Genomic DNA, 23,771 nt, shown 5'->3' on the forward strand with positions numbered 1-23,771 from the left:
ATGACCTTTTTTAATTTAGGACATAGTGTCCAACTTCATTTTACAATCGGCCGAAAAAAGAGTTATTTGAAAATAAATAACTCTTTTTTTCTGCAAAAAAATTCGAGAAACATAAGTGAAACCCTTGATATTTAAGGGGAGACCAAGTACAATAGTCTTTGTGCATTTGGGCAAGTCTGCTCTAATGCCTAGAATTGTTGTAAAGCGTTGACGCAAAAGGTTGCGGCACGCCAGGCTGCATTGCCACAGTGGTGTGCAGGGAATTTTTGCCGAGCTAGTCATCTTTTAAAGAAGACGTTAAGGAGGTAATTTAATGGCAAGTCAAACAATTCGTATTAGACTTAAGTCTTACGAACATGGTATTCTCGATGAATCAGCTGCTAAGATCGTAGCTAGCGCAAAGAGAACTGGTGCAGAAATTTCAGGTCCAGTTCCTCTTCCAACTGAAAGAACTTTGTTCACTGTTCTTCGTTCACCACACAAGAACAAGGACTCACGTGAACAATTCGAAATGCGCACTCACAAGCGTTTAATCGACATTTTGAATCCAACACCTAAGACTGTTGATTCATTAATGAAGCTTGATCTTCCAAGTGGCGTAGACATCGAAATCAAATTGTAATTTAAATAGAAAGAGGTGTAATCATGACCAAAGGAATCTTAGGAAGAAAAGTTGGTATGACTCAAATCTTCACTAAAGATGGTATCCTTGTTCCAGTAACTGTTATTGAAGCAACTCCTAACGTTGTTATGCAAGTTAAGACTGTTGAATCAGACGGTTACGAAGCAGTTCAATTGGGTTACCAAGACAAGCGTGAAGTATTGAGCAACAAACCAGAAAAAGGTCATGCTGATAAGGCAAAGACTTCACCTAAGCGCTTCATTCGGGAAATCCGCGGTGTTGAGCTTAAGGACTACGAAGTCGGCTCAGAAGTTACTGTGGATACATTCAAGGAAGGTGACGTTGTAGACGTTACTGGTACTTCAAGAGGTCATGGATACCAAGGTAACATTAAGCGTTGGGGTCAATCCAGAGGTCCAGAAACTCACGGTTCAAGATACCACAGAATTCCTGGTTCAATGGGGTCAATCATTAACCGTGTACCAAAGGGTAAGAAATTACCAGGTCACATGGGCGTTAAGACTGTTACTATTGAAAATTTAGTTGTTGAAAAAGTTGTAGCAGATAAGAATGTATTAATGATTAAGGGTAACGTTCCAGGTGCTAAGAATTCATTAATCGTTGTTAAGACTGCTTCTAAATCTGAAGATGCTGCTAAGTAGGAAGGAGGACTAGAATGGCTAATTTTAAAGTTATCGATCAAAACGGTAAAGACTCTGGTGAAGTTACTTTAAACGACAAGGTTTTTGGTATTGAACCTAACGAAAGCGTTGTTTTTGACGCAATTATTAGACAAAGAGCTGGTAAGCGCCAAGGTACTTCAAAGGTTAAGAATAGATCTGCTGTTCGCGGCGGTGGTAAGAAGCCTTGGAGACAAAAGGGTACTGGTCGTGCTCGTCAAGGTTCTATCAGATCTCCACAATGGCGTGGTGGTGGTGTAGTATTTGGTCCAACACCTCGTTCTTACGCATACAGCATGCCAAGAAAGCAACGTCGTTTGGCTATTAAGTCAGTTCTTTCCCAAAAGTTGCTTGATAAGGACTTAATTGTTTTAGACAAGTTGACCATGTCAGCTCCTAAGACTAAGGAATTTGTTGCTATGTTAAACAGCTTGAATGTTGAAGGTAAGGCATTAGTTGTTTCAGACGACAAGAATGTTCAACTTTCAGCAAGAAACTTGACTAAGGTTAAGGTTGTTCCAGTTAACGGTTTAAACGTTGTTGACGCAGTTAACTACGACAAGTTGATCTTATCTCAAGATGCTGTAAAGAGAATTGAGGAGGTTTTGGCTTAATGAACGCACGCGATATCATTTTAAGACCTGTCATTACTGAAAAGTCCACGAACTTAATGGATGATAAGAAGTACACTTTCGACGTGCTTTTAACTGCAACCAAATCTCAAGTTCGCAACGCTGTTGAAGAAATCTTCGATGTTAAGGTTAAGAGCGTTAACATTATGAACGTTCGTGGTAAGGACAAGCGAGTAGGTCGTTACACTGGTAAGACTGCTCGTCGTAGAAAGGCAATCGTTACTTTAACTAACGATTCAAACGACATCAAGATTTTCCAAGACGAAAGTAATTCAGAAGATTAGTAATAGGAGGTCAGTCAATTGGCTATTAAGATTTACAAGCCAACCACAAATGGTCGCCGTAATATGACTTCTTCAGACTTTGCAGAAATTACTAAGAGTAAGCCAGAACGTACTTTGCTCGAAAGTAAGTCACACACTGCAGGTCGTAACTCATACGGTCATATTACTAGTAGACACCGTGGTGGTGGTCACAAGCAAAAGTACCGTATCATCGACTTTAAGCGTAACAAGGACAACGCAAAGGCAGTTGTAAAGGCAATCGAATACGATCCAAACAGAACTGCTAACATTGCTCTTCTTCACTACACTGATGGTATTAAGGCTTACATTATCGCACCTAAAGGTTTAAAGGTTGGCGATGTTGTTGAATCAGGTGAATCTGTAGATATCAGACCTGGTAACGCATTACCATTGAAGAACATTCCTACTGGTACTTCAATCCACAATATTGAAATGAGACCAGGTAAGGGTGCTCAACTTGTAAGAAGTGCTGGTACTTCAGCTCAAGTTTTAGGTTTCGATGGTGCTTACACTTTAGTTAGATTACAAAGTGGTGAAGTTCGTAAGATTTTATCAGAATGTCGTGCAACTATCGGCGTTGTTGGTAACGAACAACACTCATTAATCCAATTAGGTAAAGCTGGTCGTAGCCGTTGGTTGGGCAAGCGTCCTCAATCACGTGGTTCTGTAATGAACCCTAACGATCACCCACACGGTGGTGGTGAAGGTAAGGCTCCAGTTGGTCGTCCACAACCTATGACTCCATGGGGTAAGAAGTCTCGTGGTATCAAGACTAGAAACGTTAAGAAGGCTAGCGAGAAGTTAATTATTCGTCACCGTAAGGGTAGCAAGTAACAGAAGGAGGGTTAATTAATGAGCCGTAGTATTAAAAAAGGTCCTTTTGCTGATGCATCCTTGTTAAAAAAGGTTGATGCACAACAAAGCGCAGAAAAGAAGCAAGTTATTAAGACTTGGTCACGTCGTTCAACTATTTTCCCTTCCTTTGTTGGTTTGACTATAGCTGTTTACGATGGTAGAAAACACGTACCTGTATACGTAACTGAAGATATGGTTGGTCATAAGTTAGGTGAATTTGTTCCAACAAGAACTTTCCGTGGACACAAGGCATCTGACGACAAGGCTACTAAGTAGAGGAAGGAGACACATCTAAATGGCAGAACAAATTAGTTCAGCTAAGGCAGAAGCAAGAACTGTCCGCATCGCTCCAAGAAAAGCACGTTTGGTTATTGACTTAATCCGTGGTAAGAGCGTTGCTGAAGCATTGGCAATCTTGGAATTTACGCCTAGAGCTGCTTCCCCAATCGTTGAAAAGGTATTGCGTTCAGCAATCGCTAACGCAGAACACAACTACGATCTTGAAAGTGCTAACCTTTACGTATCTGAAGCATACGTAAATGAAGGTGCTACTTTAAAGAGATTCCGTCCTCGTGCTAAGGGTATGGCTTCTCCAATTAACAAGAGAACTAGTCACGTAGTTGTTGTAGTTTCAGAAAAGAACGATTAAGGGAGGTTTATCAATGGGTCAAAAGATTAACCCAAACGGTTTTCGTCTCGGTGTTATCCGTGATTGGGAATCAAAATGGTATGCTGACAGAGGTTACAAAGAAACTTTAAACGAAGACCTTCGTATCAGAAAGTTCATTTCAGAAAAATTAAAGGATTCCTCTGTTTCAACTGTTGAAATTGAACGTGCAGCTAACAGAATTAACATTTCAATTCATACTTCAAAGCCAGGTATGGTAATTGGTAAAGGTGGTTCTGAAGTTGAAGCTTTAAGAAGAGATTTAAATGCTTTAACTGGTAAGCAAGTACACATCAACATTGTAGAAATTAAGAAGCCAGATCTTGATGCAGAATTAGTTGCTGATAGTATCGCTCGTCAATTAGAAGCTCGTGTAGCATTCAGACGTGCAATGCGTCAAGCTACTCAAAGATCAATGCGCGCTGGTGCTAAGGGTATCAGAGTACAAGTTTCTGGTCGTTTGAATGGTGCTGACATGGCTAGAAGAGAATGGCATACTGAAGGTCGTGTTCCACTTCAAACTTTAAGAGCTGATATTGATTACGCTTGGGTAAATGCCTTCACTACTTACGGTGAAATTGGTGTTCAAGTATGGATCAATCGTGGCGAAGTCTTACCAACTCGTAAGAACAAGCCTGCGAAGGGAGGAAACAAGTAATGCCTTTAGTACCAAAGCGAGTAAAACACCGTCGTGAATTCCGTGGTAAGATGCGTGGTGCTGCTAAAGGTGGTAAGTATATCGCCTTTGGTGAATACGGTTTACAAGCCCTCGAATCACACTGGATTACTAACCGTCAAATCGAAGCTGCCCGTGTTGCAATGACACGTTACATGAAGCGTGGCGGTAAAGTTTGGATTAGAATTTTCCCTCAAAAATCATACACTGCTAAAGGTGTAGGTGTACGTATGGGTTCTGGTAAAGGTGCACCAGCAGGTTGGGTAGCTGTAGTTAAGAGAGAAAAGATTATGTTTGAAATTGGTGGCGTTGATGAAGCAACTGCTCGTGAAGCTTTAAGACTTGCTTCAACCAAGTTACCAATCAAGACTAAGTTTGTGACTAGAAGTTCGGAAGTAGGTGGCAATTCTAATGAAGGCTAAAGATATCAGATCATTAACCACTGATCAAATGTTAGAAAAAGAAAAGCAATACAAAGAAGAACTCTTCAATTTGCGTTTCCAACAAGCAACGGGTCAATTAGAAAACACCGCTCGCTTGAGCAAAGTCCGTAAAAACATCGCAAGAATCAAGACTATTCTTAGCGAAAAAGCATTAGAACAAAATTAATGGAAGGGAGCAATTAACTTGAGCGAATCAATCGAAAGAAATCGTCGTCACGTATATCAAGGTCGAGTTGTTTCAGATAAGATGGACAAGACTATTACTGTAGTTGTCGACACTTACAAGAACCACCCTGTTTACAGCAAGCGTTTTAAGTACTCAAAGAAGTTCTACGCACAAGACGAAAATAATGAAGCTAAAGTTGGAGATACTGTTCGTATCATGGAAACCCGTCCATTATCTCGCACAAAGCGCTTCCGTTTAGTTAAGATTGTTAAGAGATCTGTTTAATTTTTACGGATTTACTGAAGGGAGGATTTCACAGTGATTCAAAACGAATCTCGTTTAAAGGTTGCTGATAACTCTGGTGCCAGAGAACTCTTAGTCATCAGAGTCTTAGGTGGTTCAAAGCGTAAGACTGGTAATATTGGTGACATCGTAGTAGCCACTGTTAAGCAAGCAACACCAGGTGGCGTTGTCAAAAAAGGTGACGTCGTAAAAGCTGTCATTGTCAGAACAAAATCAGGCGCACGTCGTGAAGATGGTTCATACATCAAGTTCGACGAAAATGCTGGCGTAATTATTAACGCTGATAAGAGCCCTCGTGGTACTCGTATCTTTGGGCCAGTTGCACGTGAATTGCGTGAACACGACTACATGAAGATCGTGTCTCTTGCCCCTGAAGTTTTATAATTGTTAGTGAGGTGCACTGATGTTTGTTAAAACTGGTGACAAAGTAAAGGTCATTGCCGGTAAAGATAAAGGTAAAGAAGGTACTGTTCTTTCAGTTAACGTTAAGAAGAACCGCGTTGTTGTTAAGGGCGTTAACATGATCAAGAAACACCAAAAGCCTTCACAAACCAATGCAAATGGTGGTGTAGTTGAATCAGAAGGTTCAATCCACGCATCAAATGTTAAGGTTATTTCAAAGGCAGATAATAAGTAGAAGGGAGGACGCAAATGGCAAGTTATTTAGCTACAGAATACAAAGAAAAAGTTATGCCTGCATTGCAAGAAAAGTTTAACTACAATTCAGTAATGCAAGTACCAAAGATCGACAAGATCGTCTTAAACATGGGTGTTGGTGACGCTGTTTCTAACGCAAAGAACTTAGACGAAGCTGTTGAAGAATTAACTTTGATTTCAGGTCAAAAGCCATTAATCACTAAGGCTAAGAAATCAATCGCTAACTTCCGTTTACGTGAAGGTATGTCTATTGGTGCTAAGGTAACCCTTAGAGGCGATAGAATGTACGATTTCTTATACAAGTTGATCAATGTTTCTCTTCCACGTGTTCGTGACTTCCGTGGTGTTTCAGATCGTTCATTTGACGGTCGTGGTAACTACACTTTAGGTATTAAGGAACAATTGATCTTCCCAGAAATCGATTTCGATAAAGTAAATCGTACTAGAGGCTTGGATATTGTTATTGTTACTACTGCCAAAACTGATGAAGAAGCCCATGAACTTTTAGGTCAATTTGGTATGCCTTTTACAAAGTAATTGGAGGATATTAATGGCTAAAACATCACAAAAAGTTAGAAATCATCGTCCTGCTAAGTTCTCTTCACGTGAATACACACGTTGCGAGAGATGTGGTCGTCCACACTCCGTATACCGCAAGTTCGGTTTATGCCGTATTTGCCTTAAGGAATTAGCACACAAGGGTCAAATTCCTGGTCTTAAAAAGGCTAGTTGGTAGTATACGGTTAGGAGGATAGCATAAATGGTTATGACAGATCCGATCGCAGATTACTTAACTCGAATCAGAAACGCCAACATGGCTAAGCACGATTCAGTTGAAATTCCTGCATCAAACATCAAGAAGTCAATTTCAGAAATTTTAAAGCGTGAAGGCTTCATCCGCGACTACGAAGTTGTAGATGACAACAAGCAAGGCGTTATCAAAGTTCTATTGAAGTATGGTCCAAACGGAGAACGCGTAATCTCAGGTTTGAAGCGTATTTCTAAGCCAGGTCTTAGAAACTACGTTAGTGCTGAAGATTTACCTAAGGTTCTTAATGGTTTAGGTATTGCCATCGTTTCTACTTCTGCCGGTGTTATTACTGACAAAGAAGCTCGACAAAAGGGCGTTGGCGGCGAAGTTATCGCTTACGTTTGGTAATTCTGACAGAAAGGAGAAAATTCAATGAGCCGTATTGGTTTAAAGACTATTGAAGTACCTGACAGTGTCACTGTTACCAAGGAAGGCGACAACATCACTGTTAAGGGCCCTAAGGGTGAATTGACAAGATACTTCGATCCAAAGATTAAGTTCGAACAAAAAGATGGCGAAATTAACTTTAGCCGTACTAGTGAAAGTGATAAAGCTCTTCACGGTACTGAAAGAGCTAATTTAGCATCAATGATCGAAGGTGTTGTTGATGGTTACAAGAAGACTTTGAAGTTAATCGGTGTTGGTTACCGTGCTCAAGCACAAGGTAACAAGATTACTTTGAATGTTGGTTACTCACACCCAGTTGTTTTGACTGCACCTGAAGGTGTTACTGTTAAGACTCCATCAGCTACTGATGTAGAAGTTGAAGGAATCTCTAAGCAACACGTAGGTCAATTTGCAGCCGAAATCCGCGCCGTACGTGCACCTGAACCTTATAAGGGTAAGGGTATTCGTTACACTGACGAATACGTACGTCGTAAGGAAGGTAAGACTGGTAAGTAATAGTTAGTTATTTTTGAGGTGAAATTGTGATTTCAAAACCAGATAAAAACAAATTACGCTTAAAGCGTCATAAACGTATTCGTGATAAGATTTCTGGGACCGCTGAGCGCCCACGCTTAAGTATCTTTCGTTCAAACAAAAACATCTACGCTCAATTAATTGATGACGTAGCGGGTGTAACGCTTGCAAGTGCCTCAACTTTGGATAAGTCTGTTTCACAAGACGCTAACAAAGTAGAACAAGCCGCAGCTGTTGGTAAAGCAATTGCTGAAGCAGCAAAGGCAAAGAACATTTCAAACGTTGTATTTGATAGAAGTGGTTACTTATACCACGGCCGTATTTCAGCTTTGGCAGATGCCGCTCGTGAAAACGGATTAGATTTCTAGGAAGGAGAATAACACATGGCAAACCGCAACGATTCTCGTAATAATCGTAGAAACAAGGACGATATCGAAGATCAATTAGTCGCTGTCAACCGTATTACTAAGGTTGTAAAAGGTGGACGTCGGATGAGATTTGCTGCCCTTGTTGTCGTTGGTGACAAGAAAGGCCGTGTAGGTTTCGGTACTGGTAAGGCTCAAGAAGTCCCAGAAGCAATCCGTAAGGCTGTTGAAGCTGGTAAGAAGAACATGATCAATGTTCCTAAGGTTGGTACTACTATTCCTCACGAAGTAATTGGTCATTATGGTTCAGGTAACATTATGTTGAAGCCAGCTGAAGCAGGTTCCGGTGTTGCTGCTGGTGGTGCCGTACGTATCGTTATGGATATGGCTGGTATCGCTGATGTTACTTCTAAATCACTTGGTTCAAACACTCCAATCAACGTTGTTCGTGCAACAATTGATGGTTTGAAGAAGCTTAGAACTAGTGAAGAAGTTGCAAAACTTCGCCAAATCACGAACGAAGATTAGGGAGAGGTTACTAGATGACTGATTTAAAAGTTACTTTAATTAGAAGTGTTGCTCACCGTCTACCTAACCAAAAGAAAGTTGTTAAAGCTCTTGGTTTAGGTCGTATCAGTAGTACTGTTGTCGTTCCTGACAACGCTGCTACTCGCGGTGCATTATTGAAAATTGCTCACTTAATCTCTGTTGAAGAGATTAACAAATAATTGAATCAAGGAGGTGCCAAATAAATGAAGCTTCATGAATTACATTCAGCAGAAGGCTCACGTCGTGCAAGAAAGCGTGTAGGTCGTGGTACTTCAAGTGGTTACGGTAAGACTTCAGGTCGTGGCCAAAAGGGTCAATTAGCTCGTCAAGGTGGTCATACTCGTTTAGGTTTTGAAGGTGGTCAAATGCCATTATTCAGAACTATGCCTAAGCGTGGTTTCAAGAACGTAAACCGTAAGGAATATGCCATCATTAACTTAGACGATTTAAACAAATTCGAAGACGGCAGCGAAGTAACTGTTGAAAACTTAAAGGACAATGGCGTAATTAAGAAGGAATTGTCTGGTGTTAAGTTACTTGCTGACGGTGAAGTAAAGGTTAAATTGACTGTTAAGGTCAACAAAGTTTCCGCAGCTGCTAAGAAGGCAGTTGAAGCTGCCGGCGGAACTGTTGAGGTGATTTAATGATTTCAACCTTGAAGAACGCCTTTAAGGATAGAGAGATTAGAAACAAGATTTGGTTCACTCTTTTTATTCTTTTGTTATATCGGATCGGTGCTAACATTACCGTTCCTGGTGTAAATGCAAAGGCGATCACTCAAGTTGCACAAACTGGTTTAGTTCCAATGCTTGATACTGTTACTGGTGGTGGGCTAGACAATTATTCAATCTTTTCACTAGGTGTTTCTCCATACATCACAGCGCAAATTGTTATTCAATTGCTACAAATGGATATTGTACCTACTTTAGTTGAATGGGGAAAACAAGGTGAAGTTGGACGTCGTAAGACCAATCAAGTAACCAGATATTTAGCGCTGGTTATTGCATTCGTACAAAGTATTGGTATTACACTTGGGTTCAATGCTTTAACTCAGATGGGTTTGGTTAAGAATCAAACACCACAAACTTATATTGAAATAGCCATCATTATGACAGGTGGTACTATGTTGCTTAACTGGCTCGGTGATGAAATCACTGATAAAGGTTTAGGTAATGGTATTTCTGTGATCATTTTCGCTGGTATTATCGCAAGATTTCCAGCTGGAATGTATGACATTTATAAAGAAGAAATTGTTAACACCAGTGCTAGTGATCGTTGGCAAGGTATTTTGTTCTTCATCGCGGTAATCGTTGCGATTCTTTTGATTACGCAATTCGTTACCTGGGTTGAACAAGCTGTTCGTCGTATTCCTATTCAATATACTAGAAGAGCGACTATCAGCGGGTCAGAAAGTTTTCTACCTTTAAAGGTTAACGTATCTGGAGTTATTCCGGTTATTTTTGCCAGTTCGTTCATCGTTACTCCGGCAACAATCTTAATGGCTTTCCAGAAAAACCATGGAGATGCTCAATGGTATAAAGTTTTAACTACCATTTTTAGTATGCAAACTACTCCTGGTGTTATCATTTATACTCTTTTGATTGTTTTATTCACTTTCTTCTACGCTTTCGTTCAGGTAAATCCTGAAAAGCTTGCTGAAAATTTGCAAAAACAGGGAGCATATATCCCAAGCGTATGGCCAGGGAAAGATACACAGGATTATGTTTCAAGATTATTAATGCGGTTATCAACTGTAGGTGCACTATTCTTAGGTTTAGTTGCCTTGATACCACAGCTTGCTACTAATTTCTGGAACCTACCTAGTTCGATCGGACTTGGTGGTACTAGTTTATTGATTGTTATCGGTGTCGTTTTGGAATTATCTCGTCAAATCAATGGTTTATTGATGAAGAGAGAATATGTTGGATTCATCAGATAGGAAAGAAAAATGATTAACTTAATTCTTTTAGGTTTACCAGGTGCAGGTAAAGGCACAGCGTCTGAACAAATTGTTGATAAATATCATTTAACACATATCTCAACTGGGGATATGTTTAGAGAAGCAATGGCAAATAAGACCAAGGTTGGTCTGGAAGCCAAGAGTTACATCGACAAAGGAAACTTGGTACCTGATGAAGTTACTGCTAAGTTAGTTGAAGAACGTTTAAGTCAACCTGACATTAAGGAAGGTTTCATCTTGGACGGTTTCCCAAGAACTACAAAGCAGGCTGAACTTTTGGAAGGTATCACTGAAAGACTTAACAAGCCTTTAACAAATGTTATCTCACTTGAAGTTAACCCAGACATTTTAGTTGAACGTTTATCTTCAAGATTCATGTGTAAAAATTGTGGCGCAACTTATAACAAGATCTCAAAGATGCCTAAGGTTGAAGGTACTTGTGATCGTTGTGGTGGTCATGAATTTTATCAACGTGAAGATGATAAGCCAGAAGTTGTTAAGAATCGTTTGGAAGTTAACGAAAAGATGAATGCACCTTTGAAGGACTTCTATCAAAAGAAGGGTTTGCTTACTGTAATCAACGGTGAACAAGAACCTGAAAAGGTATTTGAAGATATTGATGCGGTATTAAGTAATAACAAGTAATAGAAGGCTTGTATAATTATTTTTCCGTGTTATAATTGCAAAGTATGACTGTTTAATTGCGGAGGAACAACTTTGGCAAAAGATGATGTCATTGAAGTAGAAGGTAAGGTAGTTGATACCTTACCTAATGCTATGTTTAAAGTTGAATTGGAAAATGGAGCTACTATTTTAGCTCACGTTTCAGGTAAGATCAGAATGCACTACATTCGCATTTTGCCAGGAGACAGAGTAACTGTAGAACTTTCTCCATATGATTTAACAAAAGGTAGAATTACGTATCGGTTTATTAAGTAATAACGGAGGTAAACATGAAGGTTAGACCATCTGTTAAACCAATGTGTGAACATTGTAAAGTTATTAAGAGACATGGCCGTGTTATGGTTATTTGCCCTGCAAATCCAAAGCACAAGCAACGTCAAGGTTAAAAATTAGGAGGTGCAATTTATGGCACGTATTGCTGGTGTTGACTTACCAAGAGATAAAAGAGTTGTTGTAGCTCTTACATACATTTACGGTATTGGTGAACCAACAGCTAAGAAGATTTGTAAAGACGCTGGTGTTTCTGAAGACATTCGTTCTAAGGATCTTACACCAGAAGACCAAGAAAAGCTTCGTGTAGAAGTTGACAAGTACCGTGTTGAAGGTGACTTGCGTCGTGAAGTAAGCATGAACATTAAGCGTTTGGTTGATATCGGTTCTTACCGTGGTATTCGTCACCGTCGTGGTCTTCCAGTTCGTGGTCAAAACACTAAGAACAATGCTCGTACTCGTAAGGGTACTAAGAGAAACCGTTAATATATTATAAGGAGGTTTATAGATGCCTAAAACAGCACGTAAGCGTCGTGTGAAGAAGCATGTCGAAAGCGGCGTTGCTCATATTCATTCTACGTTTAATAATACTTTAGTCATGATTACTGACGTTCAAGGTAATGCAGTTGCTTGGTCTTCAGCTGGTGCATTGGGCTTTAAGGGTAGTCGTAAGTCTACTCCATTTGCAGCTCAAATGGCAGCTGAAGCAGCAGCTAAGAGTGCAATGGACCAAGGCATGAAACATGTAGAAGTTTCTGTTAAAGGTCCTGGTGCTGGTCGTGAATCTGCTATTAGATCACTTCAAGCAACTGGTCTTGAAATTACTGCAATTCGTGACGTTACGCCAGTTCCCCACAATGGTTCCAGACCACCAAAACGTCGTCGTGTTTAATTTTGTCCTAGTAAGAGGACGTTACGTTTTGAAAGGGGCCTAGTAATGATTGAATTTGAAAAACCAAATATTACCGTTGTTGAACAAGAAGATTCTTACGGTAAGTTTGTTGTTGAACCACTAGAACGAGGCTTTGGTACAACTTTGGGCAACTCTCTTCGTAGAGTATTGCTTACTTCAATTCCTGGTACAGGACTTGTTTATGTACAAATTGACGGCGTTTTACACGAGTTCTCAACAGTTCCTGGTGTACGAGAAGATGTAACCAAGATTATTCTGAACTTAAAGAAACTTGAATTGAAGTCTCTTTCAGATGAACAAAAGGTTATTGAATTGGACGTTGAAGGTCCAGCCACAGTAACTGCTGATGATCTTAAGGTTGATTCTGACGTTCAAGTTTTGAATCCAGACCAATATATTTGCTCCATTGCTGAAGGTGGACATTTGCACATGCAGATCGCAGTTAAGAACGGTCGTGGTTATGTTGCTGCAAATGACAATAAGAGTGATGACATGCCAATTGGTGTTATTCCAGTAGATTCATTGTTCTCACCAATTAAGAAGGTTAACTACCAAGTAGAAGCCACTCGTGTTGGTAAGAGAGATGACTTTGACAAGCTCACTTTTGAGATTTGGACTGACGGTTCAATCAACCCTAATGACGCCCTTAGCTTTGCTGCTAAAATTTTAGTTGAACACTTCAAAGTATTTGAATCAGCTGATGCAAGTACTAAGTTTAACGAAGTAATGGTGGAAAAAGAAGACGACAAGAAAGAGAAGAAACTCGAAATGACTATTGAAGAGTTAAATCTTTCAGTTCGTTCATATAACTGCTTAAAGCGTGCAGGTATTAATACTCTTCAAGAATTGACTGACAAGAGTGAATCAGATATGATGCGTGTACGTAATTTGGGACGTAAATCATTAGAAGAAGTTAAGAATAAATTAAACGACTTAGGACTTTCACTTCGTCAAGAAGATTAACTGAAGAAATGATAAAGGAGGCAAACTGATGGCATACCGTAAATTAGGTCGCGATAGTGCACATAGAAAAGCAATGCTTAGAGAAATGACTACTCAATTGATCATCAACGAACGCATTGTTACTACTGAAGCTCGTGCTAAGGAAATCCGCAAGACTGCTGAAAAGATGATTACTCTTGGTAAGCGTGGTGACTTAGCTGCAAGAAGAAGAGCCGCAGCATTTGTACGTGATGAAGTTGCTGATATTCATGAAGAAAATGATACAGTTGTTGTTAAGTCAGCATTGCAAAAACTTTTCTCTGATATTGCACCTCGTTACAAGGACCGCAATGGTGGTTACACCAGAATTATGAAGCTTGCTGTACCTCGTAAAGGTGACGCAGCTCCAATGGTTATCCTTGAATTAGTTTAATTCAGATAACACAACTTAATAGCTATTAAGAATTATCCATGAAAGTGAGAATAAGCGCGATGATGATGGCGAAAGCTTAGTCTAGCTTAGATGTTTTTCATCCCTCTTCATGGATGATTTTTTTTGCTCTTTTTTGGTACAATAGTCATAGTTTGATAATCGAGGTGGAGTTAGTGGAAAATATCGTTACTTTTAAAAATGTTTCCTTTACATATAGAGAAGCCAAGAAACCGGCAGTTAATAATATTAGTTTTAGTATTAAAAAGGGTAGTTGGACTTCAATCGTTGGGCATAATGGTAGTGGTAAATCCACCATCTCAAGATTGATTAATGGCTTACTTGTTCCAGATGATAATCCAGAGACAGAAATAGTAGTTGATGGTATAAAATTATCAGATGATACAGTTTGGGATATTCGTAATAATGTTGGAATTGTTTTTCAAAATCCAGATAATCAATTTGTCGGAGCAACTGTAGCAGATGATGTGGCTTTTGGACTTGAAAATCGTGGCATTCAACGTGACAAGATGATTGAAATTGTTGACACAGTTCTTAAAGAAGTGAACATGAGTGACTATAAAAATTCTGAACCATCAAATTTATCTGGTGGTCAGAAACAACGTGTGGCAATTGCTGGAATCTTGGCTATTGAACCCAAGATAATTATCTTGGACGAAGCTACCTCAATGCTTGATCCTCAAGGAAAAGAACATATTATTGAATTAGTTAAAAGGATGAAACAGAAGAATGATTTAACAGTCATTTCGATTACTCATGATATCAATGAAGCTGCTAATTCCGATCAAGTTTTAGTAATTAATGACGGTAATTTGGTAACAAGTGGTAGTCCAAATGAGGTTTTTATTCAAACAAAGATGATTAATGAAGTTGGACTAGAGGAACCATTTATTTTTAAATTACAAGAAAAACTTAAGGCTGTGGGTATTGATTTACCTCCAAATTTAGATACGGAAGAAAAGTTGGTTGATGCTTTATGTCGATTAAATTCAAAAATGTAAGCTATGTTTATTCACCAGACTCACCATTTGAGAAAAAGGGGCTAGATAATGTTAGTTTTGAACTAAAAGAAAATTCCTTTATAACATTGGTGGGTCATACTGGTAGTGGTAAATCTACGTTGATGCAGCATTTTAATGCATTGCTCAAGCCGACTAAAGGCGAAATTGAAATAGCAGGTATGACAATTACTCCGGAAACTAGCAATAAAAATTTAAAAGAGTTGAGAAAGCATGTTAGTTTGGTTTTCCAATTTCCGGAAGCACAACTTTTTGAAAATACTGTTGTTGATGATATTGCGTTTGGCCCAAAGAACTTTGGCTATAGTGAAGAAGAAGCAAAAGATTTAGCTAGAAAATGGATTAAGAAAGTTGGTTTGCCAGAAAATATCGCTGAAAGATCCCCATTTGACTTATCGGGTGGGCAAATGAGAAGAGTTGCTATTGCTGGGGTTATGGCGTATTCACCAGATATTCTCTGTTTAGATGAACCAGCAGCAGGCTTAGATCCTAAAGCTAAGAAGCAAATGATGGATTTGTTTAAAGAGTATCAAGAAGAGGGACATACGGTTATTCTGGTTACTCACAATATGGATGATGTTGCTGAATATGCTGACGATGTCTTAGTCCTTGAAAAAGGTAAATTAGTTAAGCATGATAATCCAGAGAACACTTTTGCAGATTCAAATTGGGATAGAACACATTCACTTGATGAGCCAACTCCAAGTATATTTGCAGATAAATTGAGTGGATATCATTTTGATAAAAATCCTTTAACTTTGGATGACTTAGTTGCTGGGATTAAAAAAAATTTGAAGAGGTGAGAATGTGAGTAAAATAATTATAGGACGGTATATCCCAGGAAATTCAATTATTTATAAATTGGATCCGCGTGGTAAACTACTTGCATGTATTCTCTTTATTTTTGTGATTTTTCTTGCAAATAATTGGATAACGTATGGTATCATTTCGGCATTTGCTTTAATTGCTGTTGCGGCAACTAAATTGAAGCCAAAGGTATTTTGGGCTGGAGTTAAACCGCTGGTATGGCTGATTTTTTTCACCTCAATTCTGCAATTATTCTTTACTAGTGGTGGGACAGTTTACTGGAATTGGTGGATTTTCACTTTATCTAGTTATGGAATAACAAATGCCATTTATATTTTCATTCGTTTTACTTTAATCATCTTGATTTCAACTGTAATGACCGTTACTACAATGCCACTTGAAATAGCAGACGCGATGGAATGGCTATTAACGCCTCTGAAGCTATTTAAGGTACCAGTAGATAAAATAGCTTTAGTGATGTCAATTGCGCTAAGATTTGTCCCTACGCTTTTTGATGAAACATTAAAAATTATGAATGCACAAAGATCTCGAGGAGCAGATTTTAATGATGGTGGATTAATAAAAAGAGCGAAAGCCATCTCACCTTTGCTGGTACCATTATTTATTAGTTCATTGGAAACGGCCGTTGACTTATCCACAGCTATGGAATCCAGAGGTTATCGTGGCAGCAGCGGTAGAAGTCGATATCGAGTACTCAGTTGGTCGAATGTCGACTGGATTAATTTAGGATTTTTTATTGCGTTAACTATATTACTATTAATATTTAGGACACATTAAAATGACAACAAGGTACAAAATGTTGATGGCTTACGATGGCCATCTTTTTCATGGCTTTCAAATTCAACCTAATGCACGAACTGTGCAGGGAGCGATTGAGGAAGCATTAAAGAAAATGACAAAGGGGAAAAGGATAATCGTTGAAGGATCAGGGAGAACAGATGCTGGAGTCCATGCATTGGGGCAAGTGATTCAATTTGATTACCCGGGAAATAAAATACCTGCCGATAAGATGGTCTTGGCGCTCAATTCAATGATGCCGATGGATATTATTTTTAAGGAATGTGAAATTGTCGATGATGATTTTCATGTTCGTTATGATATTAAAGGTAAGTGGTATCGATATCGCATGAGCTTGGATCACTTTGTTAATCCATTTAAAAGATTTTATACCGGGCATTATCCATATCCAATTGATGTGGAAAAGATGCAAGAAGCAGCAAAGGATCTGTTAGGTACACATGACTTTACCAGCTTTGCGGCAAGTGGTGGACAAATTGTTGATAAAGTCAGAACGATGTATTATGTGAATATTGAAAAAAATGAAGAGGAAAATGAATTAATTTTTGATTTCATTTGTTCAGGTTTTTTATATAACATGGTGCGAATCTTGGTTGCAATGCTATTAGAAATCGGCAGTGGTAAACGTCCAGTTGACGATATTCCGCGGGTGATTGCAGCTAAGAATCGATTAGAAGTTCCACAAACAGCTCAAGCAAGTGGATTATATCTTTATCATGTTTTTTATGATGAAATGCCAAAGAAATACCGGCAAGATCTTGATTTATAATTGACTTTTTCCTAAAAAGGACGTACTCTAGTATAGTATGTTTGTCCACGATAGGCCCCGGAAACTTATTGTTTTCAAACTGCAAATAAACGGAGGAATTTAAATTGCGTACTACACCATTAGCAAAATCTAGTGAAATCGAACGTAAGTGGTACATTATTGATGCAACAGACGTATCTTTAGGTCGTCTTTCAACTGCTGTAGCCACTATTTTGAGAGGTAAGAACAAGCCTCAATATACACCAAATGTTGATACTGGTGACAATGTCATTGTTATCAACGCTTCAAAGATTAAGTTGACTGGTAAGAAGACTACTGATAAGTTCTACCACCACCACTCATCATGGCGTGGCGGCTTGAAGTCAGTATCATACGGCGAATTGCTTGCTAATAACCCAGTTAAGATGGTTGAAATCTCAGTTAAGGGTATGCTTCCAAAGAACACTCTTGGTCACCAAGAATTCTTGAAGATGCACGTTTATGCTGGTGAAGATCACAAGCATGAAGCACAAAAGCCTGAAAAGTTAGATATTAACAAATTAATCTAGGAGGTTAAAAATGGCACAACAAGCTGCATACATCGGTACTGGTCGCCGCAAGGATTCAGTTGCGCGTGTTCGTTTAGTACCAGGTAACGGTAAGATTACTGTTAACGGTAAAGATGTTGACGTATACATTCCATTCCCTAACTTAGTTAAGGATTTAAAGCAACCTTTGACATTAACTGAAACTGACGGTCAATACGACGTTCGCGTTAATGTTAACGGTGGTGGTTTCTCAGGTCAAGCTGGAGCTATCCGTTTGGGTATCGCTCGTGCACTTCTTGATGTAGACCCAGATTTCCGTGGTCCACTTAAGAAGGCAGGTTTCTTGACTCGTGACCCAAGAATGAAGGAAAGAAAGAAGCCAGGTTTGAAGAAGGCCCGTAAAGCTTCTCAATTCTCAAAGCGTTAATATTTTATATTACGTTTATCAAAAAGCATTCGCATCATTGCGAGTGCTTTTTTGCGCGCAAAAAAGTATACAAATACAAAGAAATGCCGTTAACATATCCAAGAATAGCCTTATTTAGTGGTATAATAAAACTTTATTGCTTGCCAATAAATAAGAAGGGAGTTTTTCTTTTTGGAAAAACAAAATATAGATACAGCTTTTTTCGGACAACCTAAAGGGTTATCCACACTATTCTTCACTGAAATGTGGGAACGTTTCAGTTACTACGGCATGCGTGCTATTTTACTATTCTACATGTACTACGCAGTCACTAAGGGTGGTTTGGGAATGGATCAAACCACCGCTGCTTCGGTCATGTCGATTTACGGCTCGCTGGTTTATTTGTCAGCCCTAGTTGGGGGCTGGCTTTCAGACAGAGTATGGGGTTCAAGAAAAACTGTCTTTTATGGCGGTGTTCTAATCATGCTAGGTCACATCGTTTTGGCATTGCCAGCAGGTATCGGCGCCTTATATAGTTCAATTGCTTTAATTGTGGTTGGTACCGGATTATTGAAACCTAATGTTTCTGATATGGTTGGTGGACTTTATTCAGTTGAAGATCGCCGCAGAGATGCTGGGTTCAGTATTTTCGTCTTCGGAATCAACCTTGGTTCGTTTATTGCTCCATTACTTGTTCCATGGGCGAGTGAGGGCTTCGGTTTCCATGCTTTTGGCAATGAATTAAATTTCCACGCCGGATTCTCGTTAGCTGCAGTCGGAATGTTTTTCGGTCTTGTACAATATGTCTTAGGTGGTAAAAAGTACCTGCCAACTAGCAGTTTGGAACCAAACGATCCAATCGATCGAGGCGATTTACTCAGAATTGTGAAATGGGTCGTTATCATTCTAATTGCAATTGCGGCATTCTTAGCTGCTTTAGCTGGTGTTGGTCAATTAAACATTAACAACGTCATCACCATGTTAACTATTTTGGCAATTGCGTTGCCAATCTACTACTTCGTAACTATGTTACGTAGTCCAAAGGTTACTAAGATTGAGCGCTCACGTGTCAAAGCTTATATTCCACTATTCTTTGCTGCAGCTATTTTCTGGGGAATTGAAGAATCAGGTTCAGTTGTTTTGGCATTATTTGCTGAACAAAGAACTGTGCTTCACATTGGTAATTGGCATTTTGCAGCCGCTAACTTCCAATCACTTAATCCATTATTCATCATGATTTTAACGCCAGTCTTTGTTTGGCTGTGGGAACACTGGAAGAAGCAACCATCTGCTCCAGGTAAATTTGCTGCCGGACTTGTTTTTGCCGGTTTATCATACATGTGGATGGCAATACCTGGGATGCTTTACGGTACAAGCGGTAGAGTAAGTCCTTGGTGGCTAGTTGGTTCATGGTTTATTGTTGAAATTGCAGAAATGTTGATTTCACCAATTGGGTTATCTATCACCACTAAACTTGCACCTAATGCTTATCGTTCTCAAATGATGAGTATGTGGTTCATGGCAGATGCTACAGGACAAGCCATTAATGCTCAAATCGTTAAGTTCTACTCAACTAATACTGAAGTTCAATACTTCATGGCAATTGGCTTGGTTAGTGTAATTTTCGGTGTAATCATGTTCTTATTAGTTAAGAATATTAATACCTTAATGGAAGGTGTACATTAATAAAAAAAGGAGACGTCCAACGCGGATGCCTCCTTTTAAAATACCTAATTTTATAAGCTGTCTTGAATGTTATCAGCTAAGTAGTTGTATAACATGCCTTTCTTTAATGCCTTAGTGTCAACATCGAGTGCTTCAGCGATTGCGTAACTAAATGCCCAAGCAGTTGCAGGACCGCGGCTAGTTACAATCTTGTGTACCTTGTCAGTAACAGTAATCTTTTCAGAAAAGTGCGCAGATGAATCGTACTTTTTACATTCTTCTTCAATGCCTGGGTAGCAAGTGAAATCTGCATCATTCAAAACACCATATTTAGCAAGAGCACGAGGTGCAGCGCACATTGCTGCATCCCACTTACCTGCTTCATGACGCTTAACCATCAAGTCGCGAAGCTTTTCATTGTCACGAAGGTTGGCAGAACCAGTCATCCCACCTGGAAAAGCAACTAAGTCATAATCAAGAAGTGAATCATCCACAACTTTGTCACAAGTAAGTTCAATATGGTGGTCGCCGTCAACCTTTTTACTAGTTAAACCAACCATGTCACATTCAACGTTCAAACGGCGAAGGGTATCAACAACACTTAAGCCTTCAACTTCTTCACAACCATCTGCGAAAACAACAGCAACTTTTGTCATATTATCATCCTTTCAAATAATCACTTATACTTATTATCCAACATAATTATTCAATATTTAAGTAAAATGCTAAATCTGATAACCTTGATAAATGTAATGTTGGGTGAGGTACGATTGGAATTTTTTCCTTCTTTGGGGCAAGCCAAAGTGATTTTAAACCACTATTTTCTGCACCTTGGATTTCTTCACTTAAAGTTGAGCCAATAATTAATGAGTTATCAGGATCAACACCAAGGTCTTTAACCACATTGATAAAAATACTCTTATCTGGAAGTATCTTGTCGAAATCATCTGCAAAGAAAAGAGCATTAAACTTATCCACAATGCCGCTATCGTTCAGGCGAGGGAGTAGCTGTGATTTACTTTCCTTACCGACGCAAACTAAGGTGAATTTGTCCTGAATTTTATTCAAAAATTCTGCGCTATCTTTAATTAAACGGTGTTGCTTTTGTAGGTCTTGATTGAAAACTCGCTCAGCTTCATTCAGTTCGTCATAGAAAAAATTTTGTAAAAGTAAATTAATTTGCTCTTTTCGATCTAATAATTTGAAAGATTCTGATAATTTCGTATACTTAATACTTTCAGAAGATCCAAAAGAGCGGTCAAAATACTTAAGAGTTTTGCGTAAGGCATTTTTTATAGCAAGCTTTTCGTTTAACAGAGTTCCTTCAGGAACAAAAATCAAAGTTTCAAAAGTATTCATTGAATCACCTCATTACTATTGTATAATTTATCCAAAGATTGACACAATTGGGAGTTTAATATGGGAACAGTTGGAACATTTATCTTTCTATTAATTGCTGGAGTCTTATCAGGAGTTGTTTCTGCCGTTGCAAGTATGGCGTCATTAGTCTCATATCCAGCTTTATTAATTGCTGGCGCATCGCCAGTTTCTGCTAATATTACTAATACAGCATCATTAATTTTCACAGGAATCGGCTCAGCAGTGTCTTCTCTTCAAGATATGAAGGGACATTGGCGTGAAATGTGGAAATATGGAATTTTTATTCTCGGCGGTGCTCTTTGTGGGAGCCTTTTACTTCTTGCATTTCCTGGGAGCGTTTTTGAAAAATTAGTCCCGTTTTTTGTGATTTTCTCTGGTGGGATGCTCTTTTTGAGTGGTTCAAAACGCTTCTTCCATATGGATGAAGAACATAGCCAGTTAAAAATTTCTGCTGCATATATCGGAATGTTCTTCGCTGGAATTTACACCGGTTATTTTGGTGCAGCTGCTGGTGTTTTAAACTTAATCTTTTTAACTTATGTTAGTGAATGCAACTTTGTAACTATTAATGCGATGAAGAATATTTTAGGTTCTTTAGGAAATTTAGTAGCTTTGGTTGTCTTCATTTTTGGTGCTAAAATCAATTGGATGATGGTTCTTCCCCTAGCAATTGGCTTATTTATTGGTGGGTTCTTGGGACAAAAGAGTATTAAATATATGTCACCTGCTGCAGTTCGGTTGATTACAGCAATTCTTTCCCTCGTTTTGGCAGGATATTTGTTCTATTCAGCCTACATTGCATAACTAAATTTGGTAAAATAAAAGGAATAGTAAAAAAGGGGGATTGAATTGGCAACAGAAGTTTATTTAGTACGCCACGGAGAAACAATGTTCAATCAGCTGAATAAAGTTCAGGGCTGGTGTGATTCTCCGTTGACTGTAAAAGGAATTGACGATTTAAAGAGAACTGCAAGAGCATTATCTCAAGTCCACTTTGATAATATGTATTCATCGGACTTGAAGCGAGCAATTGATACTGTTCATTTGATGAAAGATGCTAATGTTGTTTCGAAGATCGGAAAAATTAGAAAATTACCCGAATTTCGGGAAGTATTTTTTGGCAGTTTTGAGGGTGATGATATTGATCAAACCTGGATACAAATTGCTGAAGAGGCTGGTCTAGGCCCAGAAAGAGATGTACAAAAAATCATTAATCAAGTAGGGATCTACAGATTCCGTGAGGCTACAAAAAGGGCTGATCCGCGTCATTTAGCAGAAAATACTGAAGAACTTGATGAAAGAATGACGCGCGGGATTGAAAACTTACAAGATTTGACTAAAAATGAGGATCGAGTATTGCTGGTTTCTCATGGTGATTTCATCAAGACACTTGCTATTAAGTATTGGGATAAAAGTGATGGTAAACATGATATTGAATTTCCTAATAATGGTAGTGTTACCCGCGGAATTTTGCATAAAGATGGTCAATTTGAAATTGTTGATTACAACAAAGATGCAGAAAATTTATAAAGGACTGAGAATTTCAGCCCTTTTTTGTTTGTATAAGATATTTGGTATATGATATTTTCTATAATATATCGAGGGAGAATTTATGAAAGAAAATAGTTCTGTAAGGTATCTGATAGTAACAGTTTTTAATATTATTATTACAGTTGCCGAATTCATTGGTGGCTTTATGTCCGGGTCACTTGCTCTAATCTCTGACGCTGTTCACAATTTAAGTGATGTAGGTTCGATTATTTTAGCTTTTATCGCTAACTTAATTGCACGTAGGCAAAAGAATACGCGCAAAACCTTTGGTTATGAGAGAGCAGAAACTCTTGCGGCTTTTACGAATGGGATTATCTTAATTGTAATTAGTATCTATTTATTCATTGAAGCAATCCAAAGATTTTCTAATCCAGAGCCAATTCAAGGTAAGATTATGTTCATCGTTTCTTTGATTGGGCTTGCTGGTAATGTGATCTCAATGCTAGTGATGATGATCGATACCAAAGGTAGTTTAAATGCCAGAGCCTTGTTCTTAAACATGGCCTCTGATGCCTTATCAAGTATTGCGGTAGTTGTCGGATCGATTGTAATTTCTATCTGGAATATCACAATTATCGACCCAATTTTAACCTTACTTGCTTCAGTCTTATTACTCTGGGAGGCAATCAAGGTGACAATGAAGGCCGCGAATATCTTGATGGAAGGTAATCCTGATATTGATTTAAATAAAGTAAATGCGATCCTAACTTCTTTTGCAGAAGTGAAAAATGTTCACCATGTGCACGTTTGGCAATACAGTGATGATATAATTATGCTTGATGCACATATTAATGTTTCTAAAAGCATGCAAATCGAAGAGATAGAAACATTGTATGGTCAAATTGAAAAGAAACTTAAAAAGGAACTAGGAATTAGACACGTGACTCTTCAAGCTGAATGCGAGCGAGGAAAGAATGAAAAGATGATTGTTCCTGGGAAAAATGATTAGGTGATTA

Annotated in this window: 41 protein-coding genes; 39 read left to right on the plus strand and 2 right to left on the minus strand. The window is 38.7% G+C overall.

Annotated elements, in window-relative coordinates; genetic code table 11:
* Nucleotides 1-313: 313 nt before the first annotated feature.
* From rpsJ to FC46_RS01480, 36 genes are all read left to right on the plus strand, one after another.
* Nucleotides 314-622, plus strand: a complete 309-nt coding sequence (rpsJ, locus tag FC46_RS01305) for a 30S ribosomal protein S10 (protein ID WP_006351933.1) — start codon at nt 314-316, stop codon at nt 620-622.
* 23 nt (nt 623-645) lie between these two features.
* Nucleotides 646-1,284: a 50S ribosomal protein L3 gene (rplC, locus tag FC46_RS01310; RefSeq protein WP_057797244.1), complete on the plus strand. Its 639-nt coding sequence runs from the start codon at nt 646-648 to the stop codon at nt 1,282-1,284.
* 14 nt (nt 1,285-1,298) lie between these two features.
* A complete protein-coding gene (rplD, locus tag FC46_RS01315) occupies nt 1,299-1,916 on the plus strand; it encodes a 50S ribosomal protein L4 (protein ID WP_057797245.1) in 618 nt (205 codons plus the stop codon).
* Entirely contained in the window at nt 1,916-2,218 is a 303-nt protein-coding gene (gene rplW / locus FC46_RS01320) for a 50S ribosomal protein L23 (RefSeq protein ID WP_057797246.1), read from the plus strand. Before rplD ends, rplW begins: the two co-directional genes overlap by 1 nt.
* Before the next feature lie 18 nt (nt 2,219-2,236).
* The gene (rplB, locus tag FC46_RS01325; protein WP_057797247.1) at nt 2,237-3,073 is read left to right on the plus strand and encodes a 50S ribosomal protein L2; all 837 of its coding nucleotides are present in this window, start codon (nt 2,237-2,239) and stop codon (nt 3,071-3,073) included.
* Nucleotides 3,074-3,091: 18 nt separating this feature from the next.
* A complete protein-coding gene (gene rpsS, locus FC46_RS01330; RefSeq protein WP_057797248.1) occupies nt 3,092-3,370 on the plus strand; it encodes a 30S ribosomal protein S19 in 279 nt (92 codons plus the stop codon).
* A 19-nt stretch (nt 3,371-3,389) separates the two neighbouring features.
* Nucleotides 3,390-3,743 (plus strand): 50S ribosomal protein L22, encoded by a 354-nt coding sequence (gene rplV / locus FC46_RS01335; protein WP_003549029.1) that lies wholly within the window; start codon nt 3,390-3,392, stop codon nt 3,741-3,743.
* A 13-nt stretch (nt 3,744-3,756) separates the two neighbouring features.
* Nucleotides 3,757-4,419, plus strand: a complete 663-nt coding sequence (gene rpsC / locus FC46_RS01340; protein ID WP_057797249.1) for a 30S ribosomal protein S3 — start codon at nt 3,757-3,759, stop codon at nt 4,417-4,419.
* Nucleotides 4,419-4,859: a 50S ribosomal protein L16 gene (rplP, locus tag FC46_RS01345; RefSeq protein WP_057797250.1), complete on the plus strand. Its 441-nt coding sequence runs from the start codon at nt 4,419-4,421 to the stop codon at nt 4,857-4,859. The genes rpsC and rplP overlap by 1 nt, the downstream gene beginning before the upstream one ends.
* A complete protein-coding gene (gene rpmC, locus FC46_RS01350) occupies nt 4,849-5,046 on the plus strand; it encodes a 50S ribosomal protein L29 (RefSeq protein WP_025080093.1) in 198 nt (65 codons plus the stop codon). Before rplP ends, rpmC begins: the two co-directional genes overlap by 11 nt.
* A gap of 18 nt (nt 5,047-5,064) precedes the next feature.
* Entirely contained in the window at nt 5,065-5,331 is a 267-nt protein-coding gene (gene rpsQ / locus FC46_RS01355; protein WP_057797251.1) for a 30S ribosomal protein S17, read from the plus strand.
* A gap of 33 nt (nt 5,332-5,364) precedes the next feature.
* Nucleotides 5,365-5,733, plus strand: coding sequence for a 50S ribosomal protein L14 (gene rplN / locus FC46_RS01360; RefSeq protein ID WP_057797252.1), 369 nt, complete (start codon nt 5,365-5,367; stop codon nt 5,731-5,733).
* Nucleotides 5,734-5,752: 19 nt separating this feature from the next.
* On the plus strand, nt 5,753-5,986 hold the full coding sequence (rplX, locus tag FC46_RS01365; protein ID WP_057797253.1) for a 50S ribosomal protein L24: 234 nt from the start codon (nt 5,753-5,755) through the stop codon (nt 5,984-5,986).
* Between the two features lie 14 nt (nt 5,987-6,000).
* Entirely contained in the window at nt 6,001-6,543 is a 543-nt protein-coding gene (rplE, locus tag FC46_RS01370) for a 50S ribosomal protein L5 (RefSeq protein WP_057797254.1), read from the plus strand.
* Between the two features lie 13 nt (nt 6,544-6,556).
* Nucleotides 6,557-6,742, plus strand: coding sequence for a type Z 30S ribosomal protein S14 (locus FC46_RS01375; RefSeq protein WP_057797255.1), 186 nt, complete (start codon nt 6,557-6,559; stop codon nt 6,740-6,742).
* 24 nt (nt 6,743-6,766) lie between these two features.
* Nucleotides 6,767-7,165 carry a 30S ribosomal protein S8 gene (rpsH, locus tag FC46_RS01380; RefSeq protein WP_057797256.1) on the plus strand — a complete coding sequence of 133 codons (399 nt, stop codon included), beginning with the start codon at nt 6,767-6,769 and terminating at the stop codon, nt 7,163-7,165.
* Between the two features lie 24 nt (nt 7,166-7,189).
* On the plus strand, nt 7,190-7,720 hold the full coding sequence (gene rplF / locus FC46_RS01385) for a 50S ribosomal protein L6 (protein WP_057797257.1): 531 nt from the start codon (nt 7,190-7,192) through the stop codon (nt 7,718-7,720).
* Between the two features lie 26 nt (nt 7,721-7,746).
* Nucleotides 7,747-8,106, plus strand: a complete 360-nt coding sequence (gene rplR, locus FC46_RS01390; RefSeq protein ID WP_057797258.1) for a 50S ribosomal protein L18 — start codon at nt 7,747-7,749, stop codon at nt 8,104-8,106.
* Nucleotides 8,107-8,121: 15 nt separating this feature from the next.
* Nucleotides 8,122-8,631: a 30S ribosomal protein S5 gene (gene rpsE / locus FC46_RS01395; protein ID WP_057797259.1), complete on the plus strand. Its 510-nt coding sequence runs from the start codon at nt 8,122-8,124 to the stop codon at nt 8,629-8,631.
* Nucleotides 8,632-8,645: 14 nt separating this feature from the next.
* Entirely contained in the window at nt 8,646-8,831 is a 186-nt protein-coding gene (rpmD, locus tag FC46_RS01400) for a 50S ribosomal protein L30 (RefSeq protein WP_057797260.1), read from the plus strand.
* A gap of 24 nt (nt 8,832-8,855) precedes the next feature.
* Nucleotides 8,856-9,296, plus strand: coding sequence for a 50S ribosomal protein L15 (gene rplO, locus FC46_RS01405; protein WP_057797261.1), 441 nt, complete (start codon nt 8,856-8,858; stop codon nt 9,294-9,296).
* Nucleotides 9,296-10,591: a preprotein translocase subunit SecY gene (secY, locus tag FC46_RS01410; RefSeq protein ID WP_057797262.1), complete on the plus strand. Its 1,296-nt coding sequence runs from the start codon at nt 9,296-9,298 to the stop codon at nt 10,589-10,591. Before rplO ends, secY begins: the two co-directional genes overlap by 1 nt.
* 9 nt (nt 10,592-10,600) lie before the next feature.
* On the plus strand, nt 10,601-11,257 hold the full coding sequence (locus FC46_RS01415; protein ID WP_057797263.1) for an adenylate kinase: 657 nt from the start codon (nt 10,601-10,603) through the stop codon (nt 11,255-11,257).
* Between the two features lie 72 nt (nt 11,258-11,329).
* A complete protein-coding gene (gene infA / locus FC46_RS01420; protein WP_002878178.1) occupies nt 11,330-11,551 on the plus strand; it encodes a translation initiation factor IF-1 in 222 nt (73 codons plus the stop codon).
* Nucleotides 11,552-11,565: 14 nt separating this feature from the next.
* Nucleotides 11,566-11,682, plus strand: a complete 117-nt coding sequence (rpmJ, locus tag FC46_RS01425; RefSeq protein ID WP_002878160.1) for a 50S ribosomal protein L36 — start codon at nt 11,566-11,568, stop codon at nt 11,680-11,682.
* Between the two features lie 19 nt (nt 11,683-11,701).
* Nucleotides 11,702-12,052 carry a 30S ribosomal protein S13 gene (gene rpsM / locus FC46_RS01430; RefSeq protein ID WP_057797264.1) on the plus strand — a complete coding sequence of 117 codons (351 nt, stop codon included), beginning with the start codon at nt 11,702-11,704 and terminating at the stop codon, nt 12,050-12,052.
* A gap of 22 nt (nt 12,053-12,074) precedes the next feature.
* Nucleotides 12,075-12,458 (plus strand): 30S ribosomal protein S11, encoded by a 384-nt coding sequence (gene rpsK, locus FC46_RS01435; RefSeq protein ID WP_004045557.1) that lies wholly within the window; start codon nt 12,075-12,077, stop codon nt 12,456-12,458.
* A 45-nt stretch (nt 12,459-12,503) separates the two neighbouring features.
* Entirely contained in the window at nt 12,504-13,442 is a 939-nt protein-coding gene (locus FC46_RS01440; protein WP_057797265.1) for a DNA-directed RNA polymerase subunit alpha, read from the plus strand.
* A 28-nt stretch (nt 13,443-13,470) separates the two neighbouring features.
* Nucleotides 13,471-13,854, plus strand: a complete 384-nt coding sequence (gene rplQ / locus FC46_RS01445; RefSeq protein WP_057797266.1) for a 50S ribosomal protein L17 — start codon at nt 13,471-13,473, stop codon at nt 13,852-13,854.
* A gap of 173 nt (nt 13,855-14,027) precedes the next feature.
* Nucleotides 14,028-14,873: an energy-coupling factor ABC transporter ATP-binding protein gene (locus tag FC46_RS01450; protein ID WP_412362718.1), complete on the plus strand. Its 846-nt coding sequence runs from the start codon at nt 14,028-14,030 to the stop codon at nt 14,871-14,873.
* Nucleotides 14,849-15,694 (plus strand): energy-coupling factor transporter ATPase, encoded by an 846-nt coding sequence (locus tag FC46_RS01455; protein WP_057797268.1) that lies wholly within the window; start codon nt 14,849-14,851, stop codon nt 15,692-15,694. Before FC46_RS01450 ends, FC46_RS01455 begins: the two co-directional genes overlap by 25 nt.
* Nucleotides 15,695-15,698: 4 nt before the next feature.
* Nucleotides 15,699-16,496, plus strand: coding sequence for an energy-coupling factor transporter transmembrane component T family protein (locus tag FC46_RS01460; RefSeq protein WP_057797269.1), 798 nt, complete (start codon nt 15,699-15,701; stop codon nt 16,494-16,496).
* Nucleotide 16,497: 1 nt separating this feature from the next.
* Nucleotides 16,498-17,286, plus strand: a complete 789-nt coding sequence (truA, locus tag FC46_RS01465) for a tRNA pseudouridine(38-40) synthase TruA (RefSeq protein ID WP_057797270.1) — start codon at nt 16,498-16,500, stop codon at nt 17,284-17,286.
* Between the two features lie 104 nt (nt 17,287-17,390).
* Nucleotides 17,391-17,834, plus strand: a complete 444-nt coding sequence (gene rplM, locus FC46_RS01470; RefSeq protein ID WP_057797271.1) for a 50S ribosomal protein L13 — start codon at nt 17,391-17,393, stop codon at nt 17,832-17,834.
* A gap of 10 nt (nt 17,835-17,844) precedes the next feature.
* Nucleotides 17,845-18,240, plus strand: coding sequence for a 30S ribosomal protein S9 (gene rpsI, locus FC46_RS01475; RefSeq protein ID WP_057797272.1), 396 nt, complete (start codon nt 17,845-17,847; stop codon nt 18,238-18,240).
* A gap of 171 nt (nt 18,241-18,411) precedes the next feature.
* The gene (locus FC46_RS01480; protein WP_057797273.1) at nt 18,412-19,905 is read left to right on the plus strand and encodes a peptide MFS transporter; all 1,494 of its coding nucleotides are present in this window, start codon (nt 18,412-18,414) and stop codon (nt 19,903-19,905) included.
* 50 nt (nt 19,906-19,955) lie between these two features.
* Here the strand turns inward: FC46_RS01480 and FC46_RS01485 are convergent, their stop codons facing one another.
* Complete coding sequence (locus tag FC46_RS01485; RefSeq protein WP_057797274.1) at nt 19,956-20,540, minus strand: DJ-1 family glyoxalase III; 585 nt, start codon at nt 20,538-20,540, stop codon at nt 19,956-19,958.
* 46 nt (nt 20,541-20,586) lie between these two features.
* Nucleotides 20,587-21,243, minus strand: coding sequence for an HAD family hydrolase (locus FC46_RS01490; RefSeq protein WP_057797275.1), 657 nt, complete (start codon nt 21,241-21,243; stop codon nt 20,587-20,589).
* A 60-nt stretch (nt 21,244-21,303) separates the two neighbouring features.
* Here FC46_RS01490 and FC46_RS01495 point away from each other — a divergent pair, with 60 nt between their 5' ends.
* From FC46_RS01495 to FC46_RS01505, 3 genes are all read left to right on the plus strand, one after another.
* Nucleotides 21,304-22,068 carry a sulfite exporter TauE/SafE family protein gene (locus tag FC46_RS01495; RefSeq protein ID WP_057797276.1) on the plus strand — a complete coding sequence of 255 codons (765 nt, stop codon included), beginning with the start codon at nt 21,304-21,306 and terminating at the stop codon, nt 22,066-22,068.
* 45 nt (nt 22,069-22,113) lie between these two features.
* Nucleotides 22,114-22,794 (plus strand): histidine phosphatase family protein, encoded by a 681-nt coding sequence (locus FC46_RS01500; protein ID WP_057797277.1) that lies wholly within the window; start codon nt 22,114-22,116, stop codon nt 22,792-22,794.
* A gap of 82 nt (nt 22,795-22,876) precedes the next feature.
* The gene (locus FC46_RS01505) at nt 22,877-23,764 is read left to right on the plus strand and encodes a cation diffusion facilitator family transporter (protein ID WP_057797278.1); all 888 of its coding nucleotides are present in this window, start codon (nt 22,877-22,879) and stop codon (nt 23,762-23,764) included.
* Nucleotides 23,765-23,771: the final 7 nt, after the last annotated feature.

Source organism: Lactobacillus kalixensis DSM 16043 (assembly GCF_001434335.1).
Classification (GTDB): Bacteria; Bacillota; Bacilli; order Lactobacillales; family Lactobacillaceae; genus Lactobacillus; species Lactobacillus kalixensis.